Here is a 26,820-nt window from a genome sequence, read left to right as displayed (position 1 = left end):
CTGCACAAAAAAATATTTCTCAACATTTTATCTATTGAAAAATATTGAATATTCTTATTATAAAGAATATTATGTTGCTATCGGCAAAAAAAACGATAATTCGCAGACACTGGGGAGGAAATGCATTGAAAAAGAATAAGAAGTTAAAACCATTATCAGTTTTAGCAACAGCAGCAGTACTAAGTAGTAGTTTTGCTTTTGGAAGTCATGCAGCGTATGCTGATTCGCCATCATCTCTACCAATAGATGAGCATTTAATACCGGAAGAGCGTTTGGCAGAAGCGCTAAAACAACGGGGCGTAATTGATCAATCTGCATCACAAGCTGAGACGTCAAAGGCTGTCGAGAAATATGTTGAGAAAAAGAAAGGGGAAAACCCTGGTAAAGAAATCTTGACAGGAGATAGTCTTACGCAAGAAGCTTCTGATTTTATGAAAAAAGTAAAAGATGCAAAAATGAAGGAAAATGAACAGGCGCAGCAGCCAACAGTAGGGCCAGTAGCTGGACAAGGTGCAGGATTGAATTCTAGTAAATTAAATGGAAAAGTACCTACTGCACCAGCGAAGCAAGAAGAGTACAACGGTGCTGTTCGAAAAGATAAAGTACTTGTTTTACTTGTAGAATTTAGCGATTTTAAGCATAACAATATTGATCAAGAGCCAGGATACATGTATTCTAAGGACTTTAATCGTGAACATTATCAAAAAATGTTATTTGGTAATGAACCATTTACGTTATTTGATGGATCGAAGATTAACACATTTAAACAATATTATGAAGAACAATCTGGTGGCAGCTACACAGTTGATGGAACTGTAACGGAATGGCTTACTGTTCCAGGGAAAGCTTCAGATTATGGTGCGGATGCGGGTACTGGCCATGATAACAAAGGTCCTTTAGGGCCACGCGATCTTGTGAAAGAAGCATTAAAAGCAGCGGTAGCAAAAGGAATTAACTTAGCTGATTATGACCAATTTGATCAATACGATCAAAATGGTGATGGAAATAAAAACGAGCCAGATGGCATTATTGATCATTTAATGGTTGTACATGCTGGCGTTGGTCAAGAAGCTGGCGGCGGTAAATTGAAAGATGATGCGATTTGGTCTCATCGTTCAAAACTTGGATCAAAACCATATGCGATTGATGGCACAAAATCTTCTGTTTCGAATTGGGGCGGAAAGATGGCTGCATACGATTATACAATCGAGCCTGAAGATGGAGCAGTTGGTGTGTTTGCGCATGAGTATGGTCATGATTTAGGCTTACCAGATGAGTACGATACGAAGTACTCAGGACAAGGTGAACCTGTTGAGTCATGGTCTATTATGAGCGGCGGCAGCTGGGCTGGAAAAATTGCAGGAACAGAGCCAACAAGTTTCTCACCACAAAATAAAGAGTTTTTCCAAAAGAATATGAAGGGTAACTGGGCGAATATCGTTGAGGTAGATTATGATAAACTTCGCACGGGAGTCGGTGTTGCAACATATTTAGATCAAAGTGTTACAAAATCAAAACGACCAGGAATCGTTCGTGTTAACTTGCCAGACAAAGATATTAAAAATATCGAGTCAGCATTTGGTAAGAAGTTTTATTACAGCACAAAAGGAAATGACATTCATACAACACTTGAGACACCAGTATTTGACTTAACAAATGCAAAGGATGCTAAGTTCGATTATAAGGCATTCTACGAACTTGAAGCGAAGTATGATTTCCTTGACGTATATGCGATTGCAGAAGATGGAACGAAGACACGTATTGATAGAATGGGCGAAAAAGATGTAAAAGGCGGCGTGGATACAACTGATGGTAAGTGGGTTGATAAATCATACGATTTAAGCCAATTTAAAGGGAAAAAAGTAAAACTGCAATTTGAGTATTTAACAGATATTGCAGTAGCTTATAAAGGATTTGCGTTAGATAATGCTGCATTAACTGTAGATGGCAAAGTTGTTTTCTCAGATGATGCAGAAGGCGGGCCAGCAATGACGTTAAAAGGATTTACTGTATCTAACGGATTGGAACAGAAAAAAAATAACTACTACGTAGAGTGGAGAAATTACGCTGGTTCTGACACGGCGTTAAAACATGCGCGTGGTCCAGTCTTTAATACAGGAATGGTTGTATGGTATGCGGATCAAAGCTTTACAGATAACTGGGTAGGTGTTCATCCAGGTGAAGGATTCTTAGGAGTAGTAGATTCTCATCCAGAGGCAATCGTAGGTACATTAAACGGACAACCGACTGTGAAGAGCAGTACGCGTTATCAAATTGCCGATGCGGCATTCTCATTTGATCAAGCGCCAGCATGGAGAGTAGACTCGCCAACTCGCGGTATCTTTGACTATAAAGGATTACCAGGAGTTGCAAAATTTGATGATTCTAAGCAGTACATCAACAGCGCTATTCCAGATGCAGGACGTAAGTTGCCGAAATTAGGATTGAAGTTTGAAGTAGTAGGTCAAGCTGAAGACAAATCTGCAGGTGCAGTTTGGATTCATCGATAGAATAAGGTGAAACTATGAGAGCTGTCCATAAGTTGGTGAAACTGACTTATGGACAGCTCTTTTCTTATTCTAGAAACGTGGCAGTTTAGTTTAGGAACCAGTTCATTGGAAAGGAAGATATAAAATTTATTTTCAATAAAAACGAGAAATGATATCTCTAGAAAATTTCCTTTTCCTTCCACATAAGAGGTGTAAAACAAAGGGAGAAAGTCAGTAGCGGTCCTGTTATATTCTGCATAGCAGCGATTTATATGTCGAGAAATCAAAATAGATTTATGTAGCATGCCGCTTTAGTTTTAAAAGTAGAAATAAATCAATAAATTACAATGTAGCATGATTAAAATTAATTGAAATGCATGAACAAAAATACATTCTCATACGAAATTTTTATTAAATTACAAAATACTTATCAGATTTGATTGTAAGAAATGATAAGTATAATTGATTTTTTATGATGTACAGAAAAAATTAATTATCACATCCCTTTATTTTCACACTAGAAACTAAAAAGAGGTTCTGTTACAAAGTTTTTTAACAAGAAAAAGTTATGTTGCAAAAAGGGTTGTGCCTATTAATTATATGAAGAGAGGCATGTAGTGTGTTACTAGACAAAAATACTTGATACACCAATGTTACCTTCACTTACCCTCCTCATTATTATAAGCTAATAGTGGTTCGTACATCATTATAGCGTGATTCTCCGTTACATATTGGTCTTCTATAAACTGTTTCTGTTGAGTATATACTTTACGTTGAATAACATTATGTCGTATATAACCACCCCAGTATGCAGATTGGATTGAGTGTTCTTTTTCATATACTTCATATTGATAAAGCTGCGGATGGGCAATTCTCCACTCACCGACTAAATGCTTATCTGTAATATAAAGGTGAAGTTGATACGATTGGTCCGTTTCATTTTTGATTTGTAAATCCAAATAATTATAAGAACAAGTCGCTCCACTTCCAAATGGTTGGGTCCGCCTGGAATCAGGAAAGACATCAAAACTATGACGATATCGCTCTGTTACTGTCAATGGTGTATGTAAGGTCATCCAATATATTAAATTTGAAAGCTGACAAAGCCCTCCTCCAATGCCTGCTTGAAAAGATCCATAGTGTAGTATCATGCCCTCTACATACCCTTTTCTCCTCGTAGGCTTACCTATTAAACGCCAGTAAGAGAATGTTTCTCCCGGTCTAATGACGATACCATTTAGTTGTTTAATAGCAATCTTCAAATTAACAACTTTATTCTGTTGATACCACATATCTACATCTTTGAGCTTACGAAGTAGTATCGTTCGGTGCTGAATCGCTGTATAGGGTAACTTTTCTTGTTGAAACGTTTTTGCATATGTTTTTCCATCTGCTAACCACTGAATGTACCTCTTTGTAGAGTAATACCATGTCCCTAGTAGAATGCGATACTTAGACCGTTGTTTAGGACGTAAGTTCACTAAATTCATTTTATTTCCTCTCTCCATCGTTTTCATATGTTACCATTTCCGTAATTACGATCCCAATCAATTGTCTTATTAATGCCTTTGAATTTACCCAAGTTTTCCCGCACAGAACTGTAATATTAATTGTCGCATTCTCTCGTTTTTTAACTACATTCTTATATGTATATCCATCAATAAATTGTACTTTTCTTAGCTGCATAGTAATTAACATAAATAGATAAGAGACGCAAAAAAACAGTATAATTAATCTAATGGGGACCTTGTTTTTTCCATTTTTCGAATTGCTTATAGTCATGTGAAACTCTGCCTCAATATGATAAATTCAAATAAACACATTATAAATATAAAGGATAACCTTAAATAAAGAATAATGAAAATTAAAGAAATTCTAAAGAATCAATATATTTTTACTAAATATTGATTGATAATAAGTTGTTTTTTGAGACTTTACTAGGTTCTGTTGCAAAGTTTCTTAGCAAATAAAAAGTTAAGTTAATTACAATGAATCATGTTAAAAGGTATGTTCTCAGGATTATATTGTGATTTTAATGGAGATAGCATTGTTTTTTAGGCTACATTTTAGCGAAATAAAAGCTCAAAAAGCGATATGTATATTTACAATGTTACATTAGTATTTTTCTTTTTATTTATCCCGCATTAACGGGCAGTAAAACTCCCACCTTAAAATGCGGCTGGAGCAAAGAAGTTAGGTGGGAGATCAACTGCCCGTAAACGCCCGATTGGTGAAGGCTAATAATCAGTGGGGGATGAACAAAACCCCCACTGATTAAAGTTTCACTTTATATATTCGCAAGTAAAATAGCATAATATCAGTATGAATCCCTATAGTGATATGAATTTTTGCATATTTTGAAATTCAGTATATCCTCCGAAAAGTTTTAATTGTATAATGTGTTTTGTCATATTATTTTAGATTTTTCGACAAAAAACAACAAAAATAGAAGACGTATTGGGAGAATGCATTATGTACATAAAACTATTAAAATCAATTACATCATTATCACTTATTGGTGGTGCGTTATTATATACAAATGGCAGTGATGTGAAAGCTGCGGAAGCGGGCGTTTTTTCTGATGTACCAACATCGCACTGGTCCTATCCTGCGATTAAAGACTTAGCGAGAAAAAATATTATTTCAGGCTATGGAAATGGAAAGTTTGGTTTTGGTGATGTTGCGACGAGGGAGCAAGTTGCAGCTTTAATTTATCGTGTGTTAGTACCGAATAAGCAAGGTGGTACGTTTAGTAATGATGGTGCTCGTTATGTATTACAAGATGGGTCTACTTTAAATAATCCGTATGGAGATATTCGCTCAGGTTCTACAATGTTTCCTGAAGAGGTTTTAACGTTAACGAAATTGGGGATCTTTAAAGGTGATGGAAATGGCGGTTTTAGACCGAAAGATTCTGTTAGCCGCGCAGAAATGGCGCAAATTATTAAAAATGCGTTCCAAGTTTCAGCTAAACAAAAACATACATTTAATGATGTTCCAAATGGATTTTGGGCAGAAAATGCGATTAGTGCGGTGCAGTCAAACGGGATTGCATCTGGTACAGGAGACGGGAAATTTGAACCAGCTAAAACGGTAACGCGTGAACAGTATGCACAGTTTTTATATAATGCATTGAAATATAAAAAGCCTGAGGTTGCGGTGCAAGATACAGGAGACGCAGCATTATTAACAGCATTCAAAAATGAAGTACAAACGCGTATTAATACGTATGAAACGAATATTACACTTCCATATAAAACGAAAAACAGTAATACAAAAGAAGTGATGAATACACTTTTCACCGCATATAAAGAAGTCGCAAGTAAAAATGAGTATACAAATTATAATAGATCGAATGTTTCATACTCACTATCTGGATCGCCAGGGAATTATACGTTTACGCTAAATATTACATATCGTGAAACGAAAGAACAAACAGAATATGTGATGAAACAAGCGAAAGCGATTGTTTCTTCTATTATTCAAGTCGGGATGGATGATCATGAAAAAGTGAAGGCGATTCATGATTATGTTGTAAAACATGTTTCTTACGATACGTCTTATAAAGCCTATACAGCATATGAGGCACTCGCGAATCGTTCTGCCGTTTGCCAAGGTTACACACTATTAACCTATCAATTATTAAAAGAAGCTGGAATTGAGAATCATTTTGTAGTAGGAACTGGAGACGGTCAGCCTCATGCTTGGAATTTAGTGAAAATCGATAACAAATGGTACCATCTCGATACAACATTTGATGATCCAGTGCCAGATGAACAAGGCCGCGTAACGTATTCTTATTTCAACTTATCAGATGAGCAAATCGCGAAGAATCACGTGTGGAACCGAGGGGACTATCCGCAAGCTACAACAAACTATTATAGTACATTAACAAATAGAATTGCGACAGGTGGTACGAAAACACCTGCATATCAGCAAATATTAAAAGATACAAAGTTAAATTATTTAGGAAATGAATATATCGCAAATAACTATAATGAATTCAAAAATAAAATGCAGCAACGTTATAGCACAAAGTCAGCAAAGATTGAAATTCTTTATAAACAATCAATGGATGGCGCATTGCAAGATGTGAAAAAAGTAATTGGAGAAATCGGTTATCCGCAAGGAGCGAACCGTGTTTCTTATAAAGCTGAGCCGTATAATGCGAAAGAAGGATATTCTTTAGTGACGATTACGTTTATGTAAAAAAGCAACCTAGATCCTATGAGATCTAGGTTGTTTTTTTGTACCTAAATTTGACATATACAGTCAGACTGTATAAAATAAAACTATACAGTTCAACTATATAGTTTAGCTATATATTAATCGTTACATTGGAGGTCTTTATGAATAGAGATAAAAATTTACCATTAACGGAAACAACGTATTACGTTCTTTTAGCTTTATTAGAGCCAGCTCATGGATATTTAATTATGCAAAAGGTGGAGGAACTTAGTAATCATCAAGTGAAAATCGCAGCGGGTACATTGTATGGTGCGGTTGAAAATTTATTAAAGCAACAATTAATAGAATCTGTAAAAAGTGAAGATAAACGAAGAAAAGTGTATGTCATTACTGAACGCGGGAAAGAAGTATTACATTTAGACTTTATGAGAATGCAGCACATTATTGGGGTTACAAAAAGCTTATTAAATGTATAGTTAGGGGGAAGCAAAGATGTGGAGATTGAAATTCTTTTTAGACTTTGAGAAAGAAGAGAAATGGTTAGAAGAGATGGCTTGGAAAGGCTATCAACTAAAAAGTAATACATTCGGTTATAAATTTAAAATCGCAGAACCAGAGGATGCGACAATTAAAATAGATTATAGAATATTTTATAGACGAAGTGATTTTATTAATTATTGTACGTTATTTGAAGATAGCGGCTGGAAGCATATAGCCGGTAAATGGTGGGCAGGCACGCAATATTTTAAAAAGATAGATGAGGAAAGTGAAGATGACATTTTTTCAGATCAAATGTCACGAGCAGGGAAGTATAAACGTTTATCTAAGACATTTTTAGAATTAGCAATATGCTATTTGCCGCTGTTAATCCTATTTATGTTTAATAATACAATTGATTTAGGAGTGATTTTAAATCCGAAAGGCCTATACTATACACCAGGATTATGGGATATGCACGGTGCAGCATTTTTAGGATCATTATTATTTGAAACGCCATTTGCATTAATGAGAGGTATTTCATGGTTGTTTATCCCAGCTGCGATTGGTATGTTTTTCTTTTTCTCATATAAAGCAAATCGATTGTATGAAGAGAGAAGATACTAGGAGGACCCCCTTAAAGTTGATGCTTTGAGGGGGATTCTTTTGAATTTGTAAATGGTGTACTTGGTTAGCTTGATGGGCATGTGGTACTACCCCAAATAACAATAAAATCCTTTGAAAATTAATATAGTTTTTTAAAAATAGAGATGATATGATGGATAATCATACCATTTTTTTCGCTTCATGTATGATTTTACAGTAGGATAACTCTATATTAAGATAATATAAATAAGGGAATGTATTAGTAACAGGGGGAGAATAATGAAAAAGTTATTACAAGAAATTATAAATTGGATCAGTATGACCGATGAACAGATTGTTATTGGCATTTCAGGACACGGTGCTGCCGGAAAAACAACGTTCGCCAATAAGCTCATAAACCAATTAAATCAAAATAAAGTGAGTTATATTAATACAGATCCATACATTGTTAGTTCAAATGTACGAAAGTATACAAATATCCATTATACATATCAGAATGAAAATCATTATGATAAAATGACAGCTTGTCATCCATCAGCCCATCATTTGTCTGCGTTAGAAAGAGATGTTCAAATGGTAAGAGCTGGTTTAGATTTTTATACAATGGATACACATTATATAAAAAGTGAGTTAATTTCTTCGAAAAATAAGGTGACGATTGTAGAAGGAATGAGTGTCGCATTTATTAATCCAAATTTATTTGATTTGAAAATTTACTTCTATACAGATGGAGAAACAGAATTAATGAGAAGGTCTAGCCGTGATATTATTGAAAGAGGAGCCGATATTAATTACTTAAGGAAGTCTCATGAAGAACGTCGGATTCAGTATGAAGTGTTTATGCATCAGTATAGTCAACGTTTTGATATTATTATCAAAAATTCCAATGAAACAATATGTTTAGAAAAAAATACATTTGAGTTTTATAAAGTTTAAATACAAATACTTTATTTACTAAAATAGCAAGTTAGTGAATAAATTTTTCATATTTTTTCGGAAGGATGTTAAGCAATGAGAGCACCGTATCAAGTATTGATATTTCCTTATATAAAAACTGACGATTCCATTCAATATGCCATTTTTAATCGAAGTGATTATGGTTATTGGCAAGGAATAGCTGGTGGTGGAGAAGATGGTGAGACTCCTATTGAATCAGCAAAACGAGAAGCGTTTGAAGAGGCTGGTATTACAAGAGAAAGTCCATATATAAAACTAGATTCTGTGTCTTCACTACCAGTAGAGGATGTAGTTGGTGAATTTCTTTGGGGCGAAGATGTTTATGTAATAAAAGAATTTTCTTTTGGAGTTAAAGTTCCTACAAAAAATATTAAATTATCTAAAGAACACTTCAATTATAAATGGCTGTGCTTTGAGGAAGCCGTAACGCTTTTAAAATGGGATAGTAACAAAACGGCTTTGTGGGAATTAAACAAAAGGCTGTTAAAATAATTAAAGTGTTAGTTAACAAAGCCGATAGTGGAGCGAGAATTAAACAACTTAAAAAAGCTTTGCTACATTACTTATGTAGCAAGGCTTTTTTCTTAGCGTACGAAATCGCGTTTTGTTGGCGGCACCCCATGCCCATCAAGCTAAGATTTTAAAGTACCCCCTAAATGGAATTTTTTTATAGCACCGAAGTTCATTTTTATGATTTTTGGGGAAGAATGTGCTTCTTAACTTGATACCGCAAAAAAACAAACAGGAATGACTATTAAGTCATTCCTGTTCCTTAAAGAAACCTTCTATGGTACTAGTAACTTCCTTGAATGCTTCACCTTGGACACTAGAAATTGATAATCCTCCAATTATATTTTTCCACTGTGAATTTACACTATCCCAGTTATCATCCCAATTTTCAGTAATATGCTTATAAGCTTTAAAAGGTTTATCACGACTTGGTGAAACATATTTTAAAGCATCTATCAACTCTACAAACTCCAAAACACTTCAGGCCCTTCTTTTAGAATTGGAGTTACCTCTTCGTTTCGAGATAAAACTTCCATTTAGGTGGTGCTATTAAATTTAAAAAGCTAAAACAAGCATAACCCCGTTCTAAATTTAGGACGGGGTTAAAATATAGTTGTTTAATTTCCGATATAAGATACTTCACTGTACTCAAAAATATAACAATAAAGTCGATTGATAATCTAAGGTTTATTCAGCAATAGCGCCCGATTGCGGAAGACCAAGAAAATGATTATGATTGCTGCTTATAGCTTGTTGAACTAACGCACACGTTACTTTAAGTGAATTGATTCACAATCTTACTGGGAATTTACCTAAAAAAGCTGAATTAACTTAATAAAAAAAAGGACTCCCTTTTTGGGAATCCAATTCATTCAGTGTCACTTTGGTTAAAGTCTAATCTTCTCGGTTCGCAACACTGTCATTAGCCTCATCGGCACCTTCGCCGACTTTGTTACCCATTGCTCCTCCTGCAACAGCTCCTGCAACGGTACCAAGTGGACCAAGAACAGAACCCAAAGCAGCTCCAGCGACAGCACCGACACCAGTTCCTACCGCTTCGCCAGTATCATTATCAACACGGTTACGTTCGTTTTTATCAGCCACTCATCTCACTCCTTATTTAGAATAGGCAAGTGCATTCCAGCACAATACCTTACATATTTTGACCTATAAGGACAGATTTATGCGAAGTGTTAGAATCCTGAGGATTTAGCAAACCGGCGCTTTACATAGCGATGATCTTGTTCTATGTAATTATTGAAATGTTTGATTGTAGAATGAGTAGTACTTTTATAAAAGTCATTCACCTTTAATTTTTTGAGTGAACAAAGTAAAGAAAGGGCCTTATCTGTTGTCAGAACCGTTGGTTCTCCAAAAGTTTGAACGAGTCGTTTCATAAAAGCATACGCAGATTGTGTATTCCGTTTCTTAAGTTGATGGGCATATGGCGATACCTTTAATCGTAATCAGCATTATGATAATCGTTATTTAAGCTGGGCACTCTTCCATGGGGACGATATTCTATGTGGAAGGTATTATGTTATTACTTGTACTGAGGCTCTTCATGTTCAATTTGTTGAAGACGAGGATTTAAAGATTCAATAATTTCTTGAGTTTGTTGTGCTGCACCTTTATATAATTGTTTTGCTTGCTTGTTATCAGTATCAAGAACAAATCCTTCTAGGCATGCTTGAGCACTCTTTAATCCAGCGATAGTTTGTTTAAGTTTAGTACTTACTGTCATGTAGTAATCCTCCTTGTAAATGTACTTCAAAATATAGGATGCCTATTTTGTTATCATAGTACGATTTCTAATTTTAGGGTTATCAGGAATGATAACCCTAAATTAGAGTTATGTGAATGAGAAATTTTACAGTTAATTATTCAAAGGAGGATTTTTTAGCTAATAGATGCATGGAATAGTTTTGCCCCAATAACAAAAACTAGCAGAAATAAAACAATAATATATAAAGGAGATTAAATATGCTGAAAAAGATAGGGAGAATTTTCCAAGTATTCCTCTTTTTATTTATCGGTGGATGTTTAGTTCTGTTTGTTTGGGGGGAAATTGACAGAACAATAGCCGAAAAAAATGGGGTATTTAGCCAGAATTCTAGTCAATACCCTATGCGTCAAAGTGATATTACTATGTATACAGATGGGAAACAGTTAAACAATCAATTATTCTCAGATATAGAGAAAGCAAAGCATTACGTGCATATTAACTTTTTTTCTATTGCTGATGATAAAGTAAGTCATCAGTTTCTAGAGCTATTGCGGAAAAAAAGTCAGGAAGGTGTAGAAGTATACTATGCAGTGGACAGGTTAGGTGGAATTTTACTAAAGAAAAAGGAAAGAGAATTATTAGTTAAAAAAGGAGTTCATTTTACATATTACAATAAACCTGTTTTCCCTTATCTTTTTTCTTCTTTGGATCATCGGAATCATCGTCGTATTTCAGTTATTGATGGAAAGGTTGGTTACATTGGCGGATTCAACATTGGAAAGAAGTATTTGGGGGAAAAAGAAAAACTTGGTTATTGGAGAGATTATCATCTTCAAATACGAGGAGAAGGAGTTCAAGATTTAGAACACCAATTTGTATTAGACTGGAATAAAAACTCAGAGAAACCGATTCCGATACACAATGCGGTAAAGGAAAAGGGAGCAACCTCGCAACGATTTACTGCATATTATAGTGGAGAAAAACTTGGGCAAGATTATGCAATGCTGTTTCAACAAGCAAAAGAATCCATCATTATATTAACACCTTATTTTATACCAAAAGACAGAACTATTTGGAACGCATTAGTAGATGCAAGAAAGAGGGGAGTCCGTGTCAAAATTCTATTCTCACCTCATTCGGATGCACTATTAGTTAAAGAAGCAGCATATCCATATATCCGAAAAGCATTAAAACAGGGGATGGAAGTATATGGTTATAAAAATGGGGTGTTACACGGTAAAGTATTTTTGATTGATGAAAAAGTATTGATGGTTGGGACCGTGAATTTTGATTCACGCTCGTTTCATTTAAATGAAGAAATGAACTGTTATATTCATGACCCTATCTATATTTCGAGAATAAAACCAGTGATTAATGCAGACTTACAAAATTCAAAGCAAGTAACATCCTCTGACGTCAATCAATTATCTATAAAAGAAAAAATGAAAGAAAAGGTTGCAAAAATGTTTGAGTATTATTTGTAAAGACAAAGTATTTTTATATTAGGGATAGTTTCACATTGCCATCAAGATAAGAAATGCAAATGCCCCATATCCATCAAGCTAACAAGGACGAGTTACCCCAAAACGATAAAAACGATCAACATGCATCAAAAAAACCACGCTAAGCAAAAATACAATAAGCTGTCCATATGGACAGCTCATTTACATAATTACCGTTATTGGTAGTTGTATCCGAATACCGTAAAAATTGCTAATCCATTAGGAAAATCTAAATCTCCAGCACCAAAATCTCGAACATGTATAGGAACTGTAGGATTGGTAATATTATAAATTTCTACTGTGTTATCTCCAGTATTTGCGACATAAAGAGTAGTATCTGTAATAGCCAATACAGCAGGAGCATTTAAATCTCCAGCGCCGAACTCTCCTACACGAACAGGGGTTGTAGGATTGGTAATATTATAAATTTCTATCGTGTTATCTCCAACATTTGCGACATAAAGAGTGGTACCTTTAGTAGCTAATCCGGCAGGGACATTTAAATTTCCAGCGTTAAATTGCCCGACACGCACAGGAACCATAGGATTAGTAATATTATAAATTTCTACTGTGTTATCTCCAGTATTTGCGACATAAAGAGTGGAATCTGTAGTAGTCATGCCGGAAGGGAAATTTAAATCTCCAGCGCCGAACTCTCCTACACGAACAGGGGTCGTAGGATTGGTAATATTATAAATTTCCACCGTGTTATTACCACCATTTGAGACATAAAGAGTGGTACCTGTAATAGTTAATTGATCAGGAACATTTAAATCTGCTGTACCAAATTCTCCTATGCGTATAGGGGCTATAGGGTTATTGATATTGTAAATTTCTACACCATCTCCTAAATTCGCGATATAAAGAATAGTATCTGTAATAGCCAATCCCGCAGGAGCTAAATTAGTTACTGATGTAAACTCTCCTACACGTATAGGAGCCGTAGGATTGATAATATTATAAATTTCTATCGTGTCATCATCGATACCGCCGTCAGAACTAGATACATAAAGAAATTTAGCTTTCACAATAATAGGAGGGGCAGCAGGTGGAAAAGCAGGAAAAAGTCTATGACAGCATTTTTTTTGTTTTGAAAAATATGAGTTCAAAACAGTTCACCTCTTTTTTTGAAATTGAATATAATTATTTATATTCAAATCGGATAATTAAGCTTGTATGCTTATCTAATAAAATTGACGATGTATATTCTATTCATATGAGGTTAACATAACGTCCTATTATCAGTAGCAAGAATAAGGAGGAACCCTAATCTCATAAGTAAATCTCCTTTTTTGTTCTATGGATCTATGCATTTTTTTATACATTCCTATCCTGGCATGGTTTTTAGGTTACTGGATTAGCAGAAAAACTGTATAAAATCTTGCATACTCTTAGCCTGTTTTTTTTCCGAAATGCTGGCGGTACCCCATGGCTATCAACCTAAAATTTTATAGTACCCCCAAAACGAGAAAATTGGCATCTCCAGGTGAAAATATACATTTTTTGTTTTGGGGCAACTAGTTTCATTAGCTTGATGGGCATGGGGTAACGCCACATGCCCATCAACTTAAGAATTTAGAGCTCCCCCAAAAAATTATGAGTTTTTTGTTACAAGTTATCACAAAATTTTCGTTTTTTGGGTAGTTTTATTTTCTTAGCTTGATTGCGATGAGCGGTACCCCATAAAGGCCCCTGATACATAATTGATGTTCTGCCATTTAATCCACTTATACCATTTTAACAAGAAGAAATATCTCGTCCATGTTGTAATATTGGCTTACGTTAAGTTTGTGAAAAAAACATATTCATGTATAATACAATTGATGTATGATACATTAATTGTAGGAGGGTGACCTTTTTGAAAAGAGAAGATGCCTTAAAACTAAGAACAGATATTAAGAAAATGATTATAATAACTGGGGTTTTTGAATCTCAAAATTTGCCCAATGGACCATTTGAAAAACCTTTACCAACTTCTCAAATGATGGCGTTAGAGGAACTAGAGGTGGAAAAATTAACTGTTTGGCAACTATCCAATAAACTTAGATTAGAGACTTCAACTGTAAGTAGATTGGTAGATAAGTTAGTAAAAAAGGGGCTTATTTATCGTGAAGTAAATGAAAAAAATAGAAGAGAACTTTTTCTGCACCTCACAGAAAAAGGTCACATAACTGTTAATTGCTTAAGAGAGCAATCCATTACATTTTATCAAAGTATTCTCAATAATTTATCAGAATCAGAACAAAAAATAGTTGTGGATGGTTTTGAATTATTTATTGATTCTATTTCTAAGCCTTTTGATTAGAGTGAGGTAAATCATAACATTTGGAGGGTAAAATGAGTTTGGATTTTGAACGTCCTATTATTGAATTAAAAGAGAAATTTGATGAATTAAAGAAAATTATGAAAGAAAATAATGTAGATTTATCGCCAGAAATTCATGTATTAGAAAAACGTTTAAATAAAATGCAAGATAAAATTTATTCTAATATTACACCTTTTCAACGAGTTCAAATTGCAAGGCTACGTAACCGGCCCACGACATTGGACTATATACCTTTATTGTTTACAAACTTTCTCGAACTTCATGGTGATCGATTATATGGTGATGATAAAGCAATGATAGGTGGTATTGCAAAATTTAAAGGGATGCCCGTTACGGTTATTGGTCATCAAAGAGGTAGAAATACAAAGGAAAATATAGAAAGAAATTTTGGAATGGCACATCCAGAAGGTTATAGAAAAGCGCTAAGACTTATGAAACAAGCTGATAAATTTAATCGCCCTATTATTACATTTATTGATACAATAGGCGCCTATCCAGGGAAAGGGTCTGAAGAACGTGGAATTTCTGAAGCGATAGCTCGAAATCTATTTGAAATGGCTACACTTAAAGTGCCAATTGTTTGTATTGTAATTGGAGAGGCATCAAGTGGTGGAGCTCTTGGCATTAGTGTCGGTAACCATATCCATATGTTAGAGTATTCATGGTACTCGGTAATTTCGCCAGAAGGAGCAGCATCTATCCTATGGAAGGACGCTAAGTATGCTCCAGAAGCTGCTGAACATATGAAAATTTCAGCAAAAGATTTAAAACATTTAGGAATTATTGATGAAATCATTCCTGAAATTAAAGGTGGAGCACAAAATGATATAAAATCACAGGCAAAAGTGATTGAATCTGTAATCGAATCATCTCTAAAAAAATTGATACTATTATCCTCGGAAGAGCTTATACAACAGCGGTATGAAAAGTATAGACAAATAGAGAATTATAAATGAAAATATTTAAAGTCCGTATTACATTTCGGAGGATTCTCGCAAAAAAAATTCTAAATATTTTGTAAGTAACCTCTTAAACTGGGATATGCTGATACTATTACTCTACAAAAGGTGTGTGATCGGTATGGAAAAGGAAAATTTGTTCAAATGGAAGCATTATCACATACCCATCAACTTAAGAAATTGATTGTTCCCCAAAACGAAAAAATGAGCTGAATTCTCATAAATAACTGTAAAAAGGTGAAAATTTCGTTATGGGGGGTATCTCAAAAGCTTAGGTTGATGGCAATGTGGTGCTCCCCCTGTTAGTAGTAATTTTAATATCACTATGGATAAATTACTTTTAAAACTTTACTTCCGAGAACGATAATTATGTAAATAAGCTGTCCATATGGGCAGCTTATTTTATTTTTTGTTTAGCACGGGGATCTTTTTCGATAGTTTTTTAGCAGAAGCAAGCAGCTCCAACGATGATTAATAAAATAAACAATACAACTAATAAAGCAAATCATCCAGCGAATCCACAGCCGCCACAACTACCACCAAAGCCCATAACAGTTCCTCCTTTAGATAGGAGGGGGAAGACAAAGGTTCACTCATGTGTTTTAACGGATTCAATTTACTTTATGCATTTATGAATGGAGCAGGTCCTTTTGAAAATAAGGAAAAGACACCTTATAAGGTGTCTTCCTTCGATTTGGAACATTTTAAGTTTAATAATATACGGTCTCGCCACTGACCTATTAGGCTGAAATTTTATAGTATTTCTGAACAAAATTTTGTGCTGATTTTGAATCCTTAAGTTGATGGGGATCCTTTTATGTTTTATCATTTTTAAAAAAATCCTTCATTATCTTAGCGCCTTTAATATTCACCGTCACAGCTTCTACTTTATCTTTCTTCTCATCTTTAGCAATCGTAATGTTCTCCTTATTATCAACCCATACAAGAAACTCTTCTTTTGAGTCATCTTTATATGTAACGGTTATAGTAGAATGCGCAGACTGTTTCTTTTTTTGATCTAGTGTGATTGTTTTCGGTGTTCCGTTTTGGACTGCTGAAGCGATTGATTGTATCATTTCCTCGTTATCTGTTTGAGATTTGGAACTAGTATTACTTGTTGTTCTAAGCATCTCAATGTTGGTAATGTCTGCAGAGTTTAATTGAATGGCATTTTTCGTATTTTCTTGCTTAGTTGTTGGAGTATTATTTGTAGTAGAAGTGCTTGTACAGCCTATTAAAGTGAAAGATAGAGCGGTTAGAGCGCATATAGATATGATTTTTTTCATAGTATCCCTCCTTACGTTTAATTGTAACAATTTTCTGTTATTTTAGGTAGTTATTGTAAGGAGATAATTTTGTAAATCATAGGGAGACATGTTTACTAGTTTTAATGATGTTCGTATGAATAATATGAAGCGTATATATGAAAAATATGCGGTTCATTCTCTATCAAAATCAAAATTCACATAATTTTTTTCATATTTTATGTTTAACATTTCGAAAATGGGTGTATTACATATAATATAACAAATAATTCATTTTAGAGGAGGAAGTTAAAGATGGAAACGAAGTATAGTAAACCTTTTGTATATGAATTTATTACGGAGAAAGAGGTCATGAATGCAGCGAATGATCTAGTGAAGAAAGGAATAGACCAAAAAGATATTTACGTATTAACACATGAGAAAGAAAGGACAGATAGAATCGCAGACAATGCAGACGTGAATACAATTGGAATAAAAGAAGAGGGACTTGGGACAAGTATTATTAATGTTTTTCAAAAAACAGGAGATCAGTTAAGAAATAAGATGCAAGAATTAGGACTTAATGAGGAAGAAGCTAACTTTTATGAAGAAAAACTGGATGAAGGGAAAATCTTATTATTCGTTAAGGATTTAGAAAGAGTCGGTGAATGGTTACAAGAAAGAAGATGCACGTATTCTATTTAAATTCATACTCTTTAAATCTACAAATCTATTACGAAAAGGAGATTGGAAATATGAGTGAGAGCGGGCTAAAAGAACAAATTACTGGTAAAGTTGAAAAGAAAAAGGGACAAGTAAAAGAAGGAATTGGTGAAGTTACAGAAGATAGAGAGTTGAAAAATGAAGGGAAGTGGGAGAAGACGAAGGGAACTGTAAAAGAAAAAGTCGGAAAAGTGAAACAAAAGATAAGTGATGGATTGGATAACAAAGAATAATACATGTTTATCAAGCTTTGGTTAAACGCCAAAGCTTGATAAATCCATTATAAAAATAATATAGGAGGTCTAATTGTGGGACTTATTATTACGTGTATTGTAGGTGGACTTATTGGTATGTTAGCTGGAATGATTACAGGAAAAGACTTTCCTTTAGGTATAGTTGGTAATGTTATTGCGGGATTAATCGGATCTTGGGTAGGTAGTGCCTTATTTGGTCATTGGGGTCCTGAATGGGGAGGCATCTTTATTCTTCCAGCTTTATTAGGTGCAATCGTCTTTATTTTAATCGTTACATTCTTTTCTAGAATGCTACGGAAAGCATAAGCATTATAATGAATAGTAATCTTAAGTTTATTATATATAGATATAAAGTTAAAAAACTAATAAATATACATAAAAAAGCATCCAATTAAAATAATTTGGATGCTTTTTTAATGTATTTTACATAGGAATCAGTGAGGATGGCCCCACTGATTGAGATTACATATTAAGCTATCGTTACTTTTTTACAATTATTTATTCTTACGACCTGCCTCGGTTCTATATGAGATAAGTCCTCGCTATTACCTATATCAACTACAATTGTATTCGTTAGTATGTTAATAATGGAACCAATTAATTTTGTAGCATGATCGTGTCGATAAGAAAATTGAACAAAATCTCCCTCTTTAAAGCTGTGCTCTTCCATAGATAGATCCCCCTAAAAATAATGTTTATACATTATACATACACAAATTTATAAGGTTTAAACATTTGGTAGTATTTTTTTTAGTGTTAAGCTGAGAAAGGTGTAGAAAATTTATTTATAATTAAAATGAAAAAATATGTTTAAAACTAATTTTTATGGGTAATTAAATAGTAGTAGTTTGAGATAAGGGGGCGGAAATGATGAATTTGGCAATAAATATTTTGCAAAATGATTTAGGTTATACAGTACAACTTAATGGTGAGATTGATGCGTATACGGCATCAGATTTGAAAAATAAGGTAATGCCTATTGCAAGTGAGAAAGAGGTTTATATAGTAGTAGATTTTAATAAGGTAGATTATATGGATAGTACAGGTTTAGGCGTTTTTATAGCGCTATTAAAAGCAATTAAGAAAAATGATGGAAAACTAGAGTTTATTGGTGTATCTAGAAGGTTAAAAAGATTATTCGATATTACAGGACTAACAGAAATATTAAATTTGAATTCAGATTTTGAAAAAGTAGAAAGAAGGTGACTAGGGATGATGGAGAAATTTGAAAAGATAGAAATGAAAATTCCTGCAAAAGCAGAATATGTGGCTATTATTCGTTTAACAATGGCTGGTGTTGCGAATCGAATGGGCTTTGCTTATGACGATATAGAAGATATGAAAATTGCTATTAGTGAAGCATGTACAAACATTGTACAACATGCATATAAAGAAGACGTTGGAGAAATTACAATTGTCTTTGGTCTATATGAAGATCGATTAGAAATTATGGTTGCGGATAATGGGGTTAGCTTTAATTTTAGTACCTTAAAAAGTAAAGTTGGTCCGTATGATATTAATAAACCAGTAGAACATTTGCCGGAAAATGGTTTAGGTTTATATTTAATAAATACGTTAATGGATGATATACAAATTATGCATGATGAGGGCATGACAGTTTTAATGACAAAATATATACAAAGAGAGCAGGTGGAGAATGATGGAAATCCAATCTCAACCTACAGATCTTACTAAAGAAGACGTTATTAAACTAATTGCAGAATTCCAACAAAACCAATGTGATGAAGCGCAGGAAAGGTTGGTTAATCACTATAAAAATCTCGTATATTCCATTGCATATCGCTATTCAAAAGGTGGGCCGATGCATGAGGATATTATACAAGTAGGGATGTTAGGGCTCTTAGGCGCAATAAGAAGGTATGATTATTCGATAGGGAATGCTTTTGAACCGTTTGCAATACCTACGATAGTAGGGGAAATAAAGAAGTATTTACGTGATAAAACTTGGGGCGTTCATGTTCCAAGGCGAATTAAAGATTTAGGCGGGAAAATTAAACTTGCGATAGAGGAGCTAACAGATCACCTACAACGTTCACCGAAGATTATAGAGATTGCGAATCATTTAGGACTATCCGAAGAGGAAGTTCTAGAAATTATGGATGCGAAAAATAATTATCAAGTATCTTCCTTAGATGATGTAGTTGAAAATTCATCTGATGGAAGTTCGGTAGCGAGAATTGAATCTGTAGGTGAAGTAGAGCAAGGATATGAACAGACAGAAAGACGTCTCGTTTTAGATGATATTTTTAACGTATTAAATGATACGGAAAAGAGTGTTATTCATTATATATTTGGAGAAAATTTAAATCAAAAGGATACAGGAGAGCGGTTAGGTATTTCACAAATGCACGTTTCTCGTATTAAAAGACAAGCGATAAGTAAATTGAAGCAAGCGGCGTTTTTAGATACATAAAAATTTTAAATAATTATGTTTAAAACATGAAAAAAGGGGTAGTTATTAAGTATAGGAGGAGATATTAAAATGTCACACGATGTGAAAGAACTAATCGAAGGATTGAATGAAGATTTAGCAGGAGAATACTCGGCAATTATTATGTATAACCATAATGCAGCTACGGTTTCTGGTATATATAGACAAGTGTTAAAACCTTTCTTTGAATCTGAAATTAGTGATGAACAAGGACATGCCCTATATTTAGCGGAGAAAATTAAGACGCTAGGTGGTACACCTACTACGATCCCTTTACCAGTGAAACAAGTAGAAGATGTTAGAGAAATGTTAGAAGCAGCTAGACAATCAGAATATGAAACAATTAAGCGTTATGAAATGAGAAAAGAACAGGCAGCGAAATTAAATATGACAGAGTTAGTTGTAAAGTTAGAAGATATGATTGCAGATGAAACAAATCATATGGAAGAATTAGATCGTCTTTTAAATGACAAAGCGATGGTGTTAAATTAATAGTGGAAATTTACCCCACTTTAATGGGCAGTAAGACCCCCACCTCAAAATGCAGCGAAAGCAAAGAATTTAGGTGGGGGATCAACTGCCCATAAAAGTCCGATTGGTTCAACTAATAATCAGTGGGGGATGAAGAAAACCCCCACTGATTAAAGTTTCACTGTATAGAGTGAAAGAACAAACTCTCATTTCTAGGGGGTTTGTTCTTTTGCTGTATAGATACGTATGAGTAGGAAATTTTTATTTTATAACTGAGTATGTAATACTAGAAAAATAGAAAATGATAATAGATTTACATTTTAAATAAGAAAAGGGGAAATAACTTGTGTCCATTTTAATTGTCGATGATAATCCGGTTAACATCTTTGTAATTGAAAAAATTTTAAAACAAGCCGGATATCAGGATCTTGTATCGCTTAATTCTGCACAAGAGCTTTTCGAATACATCCATTTTGGAAAAGATTCTTCCAGGCATAATGAAATTGATTTAATACTATTAGATATCATGATGCCTGAGATTGATGGACTTGAAGTTTGTAGGCGATTACAAAACGAGGAGAAGTTTAAAGATATTCCTATTATTTTTGTAACAGCTTTAGAAGATGCGAATAAATTAGCTGAAGCGCTTGATATAGGCGCAATGGATTATATTACGAAACCTATAAATAAAGTTGAATTGTTAGCTCGTATGCGTGTGGCATTACGCTTGAAATCGGAATTAAATTGGCATAAAGAACAAGAGGAAAATCTTCGTAATGAATTAGATTTAGCTACACAAGTACAAAGAAACTTATTAAGTAGCCCATTAAGAGAAGATCATATAAAAATTGAAGCAAGTTACTTACCTTCATTCAAACTAGCTGGAGATATGTATTATTGGTATAAAATCGATGAAAACCGCTACGGTATTATATTATTAGATGTGATGGGACATGGTGTATCTGCTTCATTAGTTTGTATGTTTATTTCGTCTGTATTACGTGAAACGATAAAATGTTTAATCGATCCAGAACTCGTCATTAAAGACTTAAATAAATATATGACTCTTTTACATAATGAGAATGACAATATTCCATATTATTTTACAGCAATATACTTAGTAGTTAATACAGAAAATAAAACAATTGAATATGTAAATGCAGGACATCCTTCTGGATACGTTTTAGTTGATGAAGAGAATATAATTGAACTAGATCGTGGGAGTTGTGCGGTAGGATTTTTTGATGAAATAAAAGTCGAGAAGACAGTCATACCTTTTGAGAAAAACGCTCAAATATTATTGTTTACAGATGGTGTTCTTGAATCAATTGCAAATGATGAATTTGAGTCTGAAGAGAAGTTGCGTACTTTTACAGAAAGAAAATGGGGAGATTTAGAAGGAGAGATAGAAGGATTTTATAAGGAAGAACAGAAGAAAACACAATCAGATGATATGTGTCTAATTATGATACAAACGAATGCGAAATAAAAAGCGTATGAAATCCAAACATAGGATTTCATACGCTTTTTATTGTATTTTTTGATAGATTTGTTCGTTAGGATTAAATTGGATATAATGCGGCATTATATGTGAAAAACGAAGAGTTTCTTTATTTCCTAAACATAGGAATCCATTGTGGCCTAAACTTTCATAAAATAGTTGCTGTACTTGGTTTTGAAGTTTACTCGTAAAGTAAATTAAAACGTTACGGCAAAGTATAATATGAAATTCGTTAAAAGATTGATCGGTTACTAAATTATGCTGTGCAAAAATAATGTTTTGTAAAAGGGATGGATTAAAATAAGCAAAACGATTATCTGTTGAATAATAGTTAGAAAATGCTTGTGTACCGCCAGCTTGTAAATAGTTTTTCGTATAAGTTTGCATTTTATTTAACGGAAGGATGCCTTGTTTTGCTTTTTCTAACACATTTGTATTCATATCTGTTGCGTAAATAACAGCTTTTTCACTTAATCCTTCTTCGTGAAGTAAGATGGACATTGATAACACTTCTTCACCAGTTGCGCATCCAGCATGCCAAATTCTAATTTCAGGATACTTTTTTAATTCAGGAATAACATGCTCTCTTAACGCTTTAAAAAAAGTAGGGTTACGGAACATTTCAGTTACATTAATGGAGAAATCATTTAATAACTGTTCTAGAAACCCTTCCTCATGAATTACTTTTTCAATTAATTTTGAAATGGTAGGGATATTAGAGAGCTGCATTCTATTACAAATTCTTCTATAAATAGATGTGCGAGCATATTGGCGAAAATCAAATCCTGACAGTTTAAATACCGCTTCCAATAGTAATTCAATTTCTAAGTTCGTACGCTTATCCATATCTACGGATGGATCAAAATTATAATACTTATTTTCCACTTAAACTAAACCTCACTTATTTTATTAACCATACACTCATTACCGAATAGAGTTGATGTAAATTTAATGGTTTACTTATATAATCTGAAGCGCCAGCAGATAAACATTTTTCTTTATCATTTGGCATTGCTTTAGCAGTTAATGCGATAATAGGTATTTCATGTAACCCTAAATTCATTCGGATATGTTCCATCGTTTCATAACCGTCCATATTCGGCATCATAATATCCATTAAAATAAGGTCAATATTTGTATTGTTTTTTAGTATTTCTAAACACTCTATGCCGTTTTGTGCAGTAATAATGTTGGCATGTTGTTTTTCTAATGCGTTTTGTAATGCAAATATATTTCGATGATCATCATCGACAATTAAAATAGTTTTCTCTTGGAAGACGTTATTTGTTTCTGGCGTCACGATAGTTTCCTCAATAACTTCAGCAGGAATAACATCTTCTATCGTTGCTGCGACTTCTAAATTGGATAACTGTATATCATTTAACCCATTTGGAAGGTTAGGAATATATACTGTGAAAGTACTGCCTTCTCCTACATTACTCTCTAACGTAATCCAACCGCCTAATAATCTAGCAAACTCTTTACAGATAGATAATCCTAAGCCTGTACCACCATATTTCCGAATCGTTGCTCCATCTGCCTGTTGAAAAGCTTCAAAAATAAGTTGATGCTGTTCTGTAGCGATACCAATACCAGTATCTTTTACTGAAATTGTAATCCAATCATTACTTATAGACTGCATTTCATTACTCAAATTGGTTGTTTCTATCGGATCGAAATGTAAAGAGACGGATCCTTTTTCCGTGAATTTAAATGCATTGGATAATAAGTTTTTAATAATTTGCTCAATCCGTTTTGCATCTGTATAAAACAAATTAGGAATAATATCACTGTCTTCAATAGTAAATTCGACATTTTTTTGTGCAGCTATATGTAAAAAGTTTTGATGCATATTTGCTGCCATGTCACTTATGTTCGTTGCTTCAAAAATAACATCTAGTTTCCCAGCTTCTACTTTAGATAAATCTAGTATGTCATTAATTAAAGTAAGTAAATCTTTCCCTGATGAATGAATGACGGTTGCTAATTCAATTTCATCATCGGATAAATGATTATCATGATTTTCTCTTAACATTTCAGATAATAGTAAAATACTATTTAATGGTGTGCGTAATTCATGTGACATATTTGCTAGGAATTCTGATTTGTATTTTGAGCTACGTAATATTTCACTTGCTTTTTCTTCTAATTCTGATTTAGTAATTTGTAAGTCAGCTGTCTTTTGCTCGGCCTCTTCAGTTCTAGACTCTAGTTGTTCATTCGTTGTTCTTAATTCTTCGGCTTGCATTTGTAGTTCTTCAGCTTGCGTTTGCAATTCTTCTGATTGAACTTGCAACTCTTCTGTCATTGCTTGTGATTCATGTAAAAGAGTTTGAATTCGCATACGTCCCATAATACTATGGATGGTTAGACCTAGGTTATCAACGGTTTGTTGAATTAAATCTTGATGTAAGTCTGAAATCTCAGTTACACTTACTAACTCCATTATTGCGATCACTTCATCTTCAAATAAGATAGGGACGACTAGTAGGTTTTGAGGGCGTATTTCTAATAAGCCGCTAGTGACATAACGAAATTCTTCTGGTATTTCTCGAAGAATAAAGCTTTGTTTTTCTAAAGCACATTGCCCAATTAAACCTTCACCCATTTTAATGGATTGTTTTCCAATATCAGCACCTTGATCAGCGAAAGAAGCTTTCTTCACATAGTAGACAGTTTCTTCAATTTCTTCACGTACATAGAATGCACCGCAAGAGGTTTGCGTTTTTTGTATAACTCCACTAAGAATTTTTTTACCTAACATCTCAATAGAAGGTATACCTTGATACATTAAAATTAATTCTGCAAGCTCGGTTTGTAACCACTCTCTTTTAGATATTTCGTCTAGTAGGTGGTTCGTTGTATGAGCAAGCTCTTTTATTTCATCCCGCGTGTTTACATGAATTCTTTCAGTAATTTTTTCTTTAGAAGAAATGGATTTAATAGCTTGAATTACGTTTTTAATCGTTTTTGTAATGGAATTCGAAATATAGAGTGAAATGATAATAGAAATACAAGAAAGTAAGAACAATAAACTGTATAACCAAATCTCTAATTTATTATTTTCAGTATCTAATTGTGCAGCTCTTTTTTTCGTTAGTTGCTCCTCTACACCACGGAAGTTAGTTAGCTGCGATTGTAATGACTGAATTTGAGTCGTGTCGATTGCTTGTATGTTATTACTATTATGATTTGTAATGAATGGATGAATCTCTTTATTAATCCAACTATTAATATTTTCGTTAATCTGCTTTAATTTTTCTTGCTGAGAGGGGTTATCCTCTAATAGAGCCAAAAGATCTTGATAATGTTTTTCGTAATCCTTTTCCGCAGTGTTCAGGGATTGCACGTAATTTGCGTTATTAGAAGTAATAAATCCTTTCGCTTTATTTTCAATTGTTAGCAATTCTTTCTCCACTTGATTCGTTAAATTAAGAACTTTAAAATCGTGATCAATAATAAAATTACGAGATTTTTGTAAATTGGAAATCTCATTGTTTAACATAATGAAAGAAATAAGTAAGAACAAAATCATAACTAAATAACCAGCCATAATTTTGTAGCGAATACTAAATTTTGCTTTCGATTTCATTAAAAATTCCTACCTTCAAGGTTATTAAAAGTTTTCTATTGAAAAGAATGAAAAACGTAATATATATTATATCAGTTTTCATAAGGCCAAACTAGAAATCCCCCTATTGTATAAGGGGGTCTCGTTTTGAATAGAGGAAATCATTTTGAAATATAAACATATATGAAAAGTAACAATCGAGGGAATCGGGGGATAATAAAACTTTTAAGAAGGAAAGAGTGTGCTTAAAGCTTTTTTTGCATCTATTCCTTCAAAGATAAATAATACAAGCTCTCTCTTTTTTACAGTAAGGAAAAAGGATATTAATGTGCTTAAGCTTTTAATAGAAGTAAGTGTTCCGTGTTTACTTATAAATAAATTAGTTTGAAATGTTGTCATTAAAGCATAAAAATGATGAATCTGCTTTATTGTAGGTGTTTCATTATAAAGAATAGTAGTAGATTGGATTGCATTCATCGAAATATTCCTTTCTGTATAGTAAGCATAACAATATAAACATACCCGTTTTAAAAAATGTTAAACATATAAATAAGAAAAAAATAATTATAGTTTTTTAGGTTTAGAAAGGGTTACGAAGGGTATACATATACTACAAAGAGATTGACTGAAGATGAATTGTAAGATTTCTAGTCTATAAAAATATACTTTTACTTTAAATAAAAAGGAGTCTGGTATACATGAATGAAATGATGATTGATATTACATTTGATTTAATTTACTTGTTAAGTAGTTCGCTTGTAATGCTTTTACTATTCGCTTTTTTCGTAAATGGTTATGTTAATAAGAAGGTTAGTGTATACAGAAATGAAGAAAGATAAAGATACATTATATAAAACTTTAGGA

28 protein-coding genes and 3 pseudogenes are annotated in these 26,820 nt (G+C 33.4%); 18 read left to right on the top strand and 13 right to left on the bottom strand.

Annotated elements, in window-relative coordinates:
• Positions 1 to 125: 125 nt before the first annotated feature.
• Entirely contained in the window at positions 126 to 2,510 is a 2,385-nt protein-coding gene (locus NSS74_RS18795) for an immune inhibitor A domain-containing protein (RefSeq protein ID WP_215598990.1), read from the top strand.
• A gap of 638 nt (positions 2,511 to 3,148) precedes the next feature.
• On the opposite strand, the gene NSS74_RS18790 is transcribed toward NSS74_RS18795, so the two are convergent.
• The gene (locus NSS74_RS18790) at positions 3,149 to 3,979 is read right to left on the bottom strand and encodes a VanW family protein (RefSeq protein ID WP_002035370.1); all 831 of its coding nucleotides are present in this window, start codon (positions 3,977 to 3,979) and stop codon (positions 3,149 to 3,151) included.
• A gap of 88 nt (positions 3,980 to 4,067) precedes the next feature.
• Positions 4,068 to 4,271 (bottom strand): annotated as a pseudogene (locus tag NSS74_RS18785) (hypothetical protein); the annotation flags it as partial.
• A gap of 690 nt (positions 4,272 to 4,961) precedes the next feature.
• Here NSS74_RS18785 and NSS74_RS18780 point away from each other — a divergent pair.
• The 5 genes from NSS74_RS18780 to NSS74_RS18760 all read left to right on the top strand — a co-directional run bounded on the left by NSS74_RS18780 (position 4,962) and on the right by NSS74_RS18760 (position 9,209).
• Entirely contained in the window at positions 4,962 to 6,698 is a 1,737-nt protein-coding gene (locus NSS74_RS18780; protein WP_002035045.1) for an S-layer homology domain-containing protein, read from the top strand.
• A gap of 140 nt (positions 6,699 to 6,838) precedes the next feature.
• Positions 6,839 to 7,153, top strand: coding sequence for a PadR family transcriptional regulator (locus tag NSS74_RS18775; RefSeq protein WP_001078071.1), 315 nt, complete (start codon positions 6,839 to 6,841; stop codon positions 7,151 to 7,153).
• A gap of 16 nt (positions 7,154 to 7,169) precedes the next feature.
• Positions 7,170 to 7,781: a DUF2812 domain-containing protein gene (locus NSS74_RS18770; RefSeq protein ID WP_002035046.1), complete on the top strand. Its 612-nt coding sequence runs from the start codon at positions 7,170 to 7,172 to the stop codon at positions 7,779 to 7,781.
• A 258-nt stretch (positions 7,782 to 8,039) separates the two neighbouring features.
• Positions 8,040 to 8,696 (top strand): uridine kinase family protein, encoded by a 657-nt coding sequence (locus NSS74_RS18765; RefSeq protein ID WP_002125725.1) that lies wholly within the window; start codon positions 8,040 to 8,042, stop codon positions 8,694 to 8,696.
• Between the two features lie 75 nt (positions 8,697 to 8,771).
• Positions 8,772 to 9,209 (top strand): NUDIX hydrolase, encoded by a 438-nt coding sequence (locus tag NSS74_RS18760; protein ID WP_001202613.1) that lies wholly within the window; start codon positions 8,772 to 8,774, stop codon positions 9,207 to 9,209.
• Between the two features lie 267 nt (positions 9,210 to 9,476).
• Here the strand turns inward: NSS74_RS18760 and NSS74_RS18755 are convergent, their stop codons facing one another.
• The 4 genes and pseudogenes from NSS74_RS18755 to NSS74_RS18740 form a co-directional block, all read right to left on the bottom strand.
• Positions 9,477 to 9,701 carry a hypothetical protein gene (locus NSS74_RS18755; protein ID WP_002035172.1) on the bottom strand — a complete coding sequence of 75 codons (225 nt, stop codon included), beginning with the start codon at positions 9,699 to 9,701 and terminating at the stop codon, positions 9,477 to 9,479.
• Between the two features lie 420 nt (positions 9,702 to 10,121).
• Positions 10,122 to 10,331: a glycine zipper domain-containing protein gene (locus NSS74_RS18750; protein WP_000764047.1), complete on the bottom strand. Its 210-nt coding sequence runs from the start codon at positions 10,329 to 10,331 to the stop codon at positions 10,122 to 10,124.
• Between the two features lie 92 nt (positions 10,332 to 10,423).
• Positions 10,424 to 10,657: pseudogene (locus NSS74_RS18745) on the bottom strand (DDE-type integrase/transposase/recombinase); the annotation flags it as partial.
• Positions 10,658 to 10,770: 113 nt separating this feature from the next.
• Positions 10,771 to 10,971, bottom strand: a complete 201-nt coding sequence (locus tag NSS74_RS18740) for a DUF1657 domain-containing protein (protein WP_000218933.1) — start codon at positions 10,969 to 10,971, stop codon at positions 10,771 to 10,773.
• Between the two features lie 239 nt (positions 10,972 to 11,210).
• On the opposite strand from NSS74_RS18740, the gene NSS74_RS18735 reads away from it, so the two are divergent.
• Complete coding sequence (locus tag NSS74_RS18735; RefSeq protein WP_002140669.1) at positions 11,211 to 12,437, top strand: phospholipase D-like domain-containing protein; 1,227 nt, start codon at positions 11,211 to 11,213, stop codon at positions 12,435 to 12,437.
• Between the two features lie 194 nt (positions 12,438 to 12,631).
• On the opposite strand, the gene NSS74_RS18730 is transcribed toward NSS74_RS18735, so the two are convergent.
• A complete protein-coding gene (locus NSS74_RS18730; protein WP_002140670.1) occupies positions 12,632 to 13,564 on the bottom strand; it encodes an LVIVD repeat-containing protein in 933 nt (310 codons plus the stop codon).
• Between the two features lie 749 nt (positions 13,565 to 14,313).
• On the opposite strand from NSS74_RS18730, the gene NSS74_RS18725 reads away from it, so the two are divergent.
• Together NSS74_RS18725 and NSS74_RS18720 are read left to right on the top strand one after the other, a co-directional pair.
• Complete coding sequence (locus tag NSS74_RS18725; RefSeq protein ID WP_000817662.1) at positions 14,314 to 14,760, top strand: MarR family winged helix-turn-helix transcriptional regulator; 447 nt, start codon at positions 14,314 to 14,316, stop codon at positions 14,758 to 14,760.
• Between the two features lie 32 nt (positions 14,761 to 14,792).
• The gene (locus NSS74_RS18720) at positions 14,793 to 15,737 is read left to right on the top strand and encodes an acetyl-CoA carboxylase carboxyltransferase subunit alpha (protein ID WP_000050726.1); all 945 of its coding nucleotides are present in this window, start codon (positions 14,793 to 14,795) and stop codon (positions 15,735 to 15,737) included.
• Positions 15,738 to 16,182: 445 nt separating this feature from the next.
• Here the strand turns inward: NSS74_RS18720 and NSS74_RS18715 are convergent.
• Positions 16,183 to 16,290, bottom strand: a pseudogene (locus NSS74_RS18715) (YjcZ family sporulation protein).
• Positions 16,291 to 16,555: 265 nt separating this feature from the next.
• Complete coding sequence (locus tag NSS74_RS18710) at positions 16,556 to 17,026, bottom strand: hypothetical protein (protein WP_002140672.1); 471 nt, start codon at positions 17,024 to 17,026, stop codon at positions 16,556 to 16,558.
• A gap of 273 nt (positions 17,027 to 17,299) precedes the next feature.
• Between NSS74_RS18710 and NSS74_RS18705 the strand changes: the two genes are divergently transcribed.
• The 3 genes from NSS74_RS18705 to NSS74_RS18695 all read left to right on the top strand — a co-directional run bounded on the left by NSS74_RS18705 (position 17,300) and on the right by NSS74_RS18695 (position 18,267).
• A complete protein-coding gene (locus NSS74_RS18705; RefSeq protein ID WP_000448809.1) occupies positions 17,300 to 17,689 on the top strand; it encodes a general stress protein in 390 nt (129 codons plus the stop codon).
• Between the two features lie 50 nt (positions 17,690 to 17,739).
• On the top strand, positions 17,740 to 17,940 hold the full coding sequence (locus NSS74_RS18700; RefSeq protein ID WP_000004264.1) for a CsbD family protein: 201 nt from the start codon (positions 17,740 to 17,742) through the stop codon (positions 17,938 to 17,940).
• A gap of 75 nt (positions 17,941 to 18,015) precedes the next feature.
• Positions 18,016 to 18,267: a GlsB/YeaQ/YmgE family stress response membrane protein gene (locus NSS74_RS18695; RefSeq protein ID WP_000522906.1), complete on the top strand. Its 252-nt coding sequence runs from the start codon at positions 18,016 to 18,018 to the stop codon at positions 18,265 to 18,267.
• A 163-nt stretch (positions 18,268 to 18,430) separates the two neighbouring features.
• On the opposite strand, the gene NSS74_RS18690 is transcribed toward NSS74_RS18695, so the two are convergent.
• On the bottom strand, positions 18,431 to 18,631 hold the full coding sequence (locus NSS74_RS18690) for a methyltransferase (protein WP_340814056.1): 201 nt from the start codon (positions 18,629 to 18,631) through the stop codon (positions 18,431 to 18,433).
• Between the two features lie 197 nt (positions 18,632 to 18,828).
• On the opposite strand from NSS74_RS18690, the gene rsbV reads away from it, so the two are divergent.
• The 5 genes from rsbV (at position 18,829) to NSS74_RS18665 (ending at position 22,373) form a co-directional block, all read left to right on the top strand.
• A complete protein-coding gene (rsbV, locus tag NSS74_RS18685) occupies positions 18,829 to 19,167 on the top strand; it encodes an anti sigma b factor antagonist RsbV (protein WP_002140676.1) in 339 nt (112 codons plus the stop codon).
• Positions 19,168 to 19,173: 6 nt separating this feature from the next.
• Positions 19,174 to 19,656 (top strand): anti-sigma B factor RsbW, encoded by a 483-nt coding sequence (gene rsbW / locus NSS74_RS18680; RefSeq protein WP_002140677.1) that lies wholly within the window; start codon positions 19,174 to 19,176, stop codon positions 19,654 to 19,656.
• A complete protein-coding gene (sigB, locus tag NSS74_RS18675) occupies positions 19,619 to 20,395 on the top strand; it encodes an RNA polymerase sigma factor SigB (protein WP_002140678.1) in 777 nt (258 codons plus the stop codon). The genes rsbW and sigB overlap by 38 nt, the downstream gene beginning before the upstream one ends.
• A gap of 69 nt (positions 20,396 to 20,464) precedes the next feature.
• Positions 20,465 to 20,905 carry a ferritin-like domain-containing protein gene (locus tag NSS74_RS18670; RefSeq protein WP_012260479.1) on the top strand — a complete coding sequence of 147 codons (441 nt, stop codon included), beginning with the start codon at positions 20,465 to 20,467 and terminating at the stop codon, positions 20,903 to 20,905.
• 325 nt (positions 20,906 to 21,230) lie between these two features.
• Positions 21,231 to 22,373: a fused response regulator/phosphatase gene (locus NSS74_RS18665; protein ID WP_002140679.1), complete on the top strand. Its 1,143-nt coding sequence runs from the start codon at positions 21,231 to 21,233 to the stop codon at positions 22,371 to 22,373.
• Between the two features lie 39 nt (positions 22,374 to 22,412).
• Here NSS74_RS18665 and NSS74_RS18660 read toward each other — a convergent pair whose 3' ends face one another.
• The 3 genes from NSS74_RS18660 to NSS74_RS18650 all read right to left on the bottom strand — a co-directional run bounded on the left by NSS74_RS18660 (position 22,413) and on the right by NSS74_RS18650 (position 26,433).
• Positions 22,413 to 23,270, bottom strand: a complete 858-nt coding sequence (locus NSS74_RS18660) for a CheR family methyltransferase (protein WP_002140680.1) — start codon at positions 23,268 to 23,270, stop codon at positions 22,413 to 22,415.
• 16 nt (positions 23,271 to 23,286) lie between these two features.
• Positions 23,287 to 25,977, bottom strand: a complete 2,691-nt coding sequence (locus tag NSS74_RS18655) for a response regulator (protein ID WP_002140681.1) — start codon at positions 25,975 to 25,977, stop codon at positions 23,287 to 23,289.
• Between the two features lie 204 nt (positions 25,978 to 26,181).
• Positions 26,182 to 26,433, bottom strand: a complete 252-nt coding sequence (locus NSS74_RS18650; protein ID WP_002140683.1) for a hypothetical protein — start codon at positions 26,431 to 26,433, stop codon at positions 26,182 to 26,184.
• A 221-nt stretch (positions 26,434 to 26,654) separates the two neighbouring features.
• Between NSS74_RS18650 and NSS74_RS18645 the strand changes: the two genes are divergently transcribed.
• A complete protein-coding gene (locus NSS74_RS18645) occupies positions 26,655 to 26,795 on the top strand; it encodes a hypothetical protein (RefSeq protein WP_002011076.1) in 141 nt (46 codons plus the stop codon).
• Positions 26,796 to 26,820 lie beyond the last annotated feature (25 nt).

This window comes from Bacillus sp. FSL E2-8868, assembly GCF_038005505.1.
Classification (GTDB): Bacteria; Bacillota; Bacilli; order Bacillales; family Bacillaceae_G; genus Bacillus_A; species Bacillus_A mycoides.
Note: the sequence above shows the minus strand (reverse complement) of the source record. Positions and strands in the feature narration are given on the sequence as shown.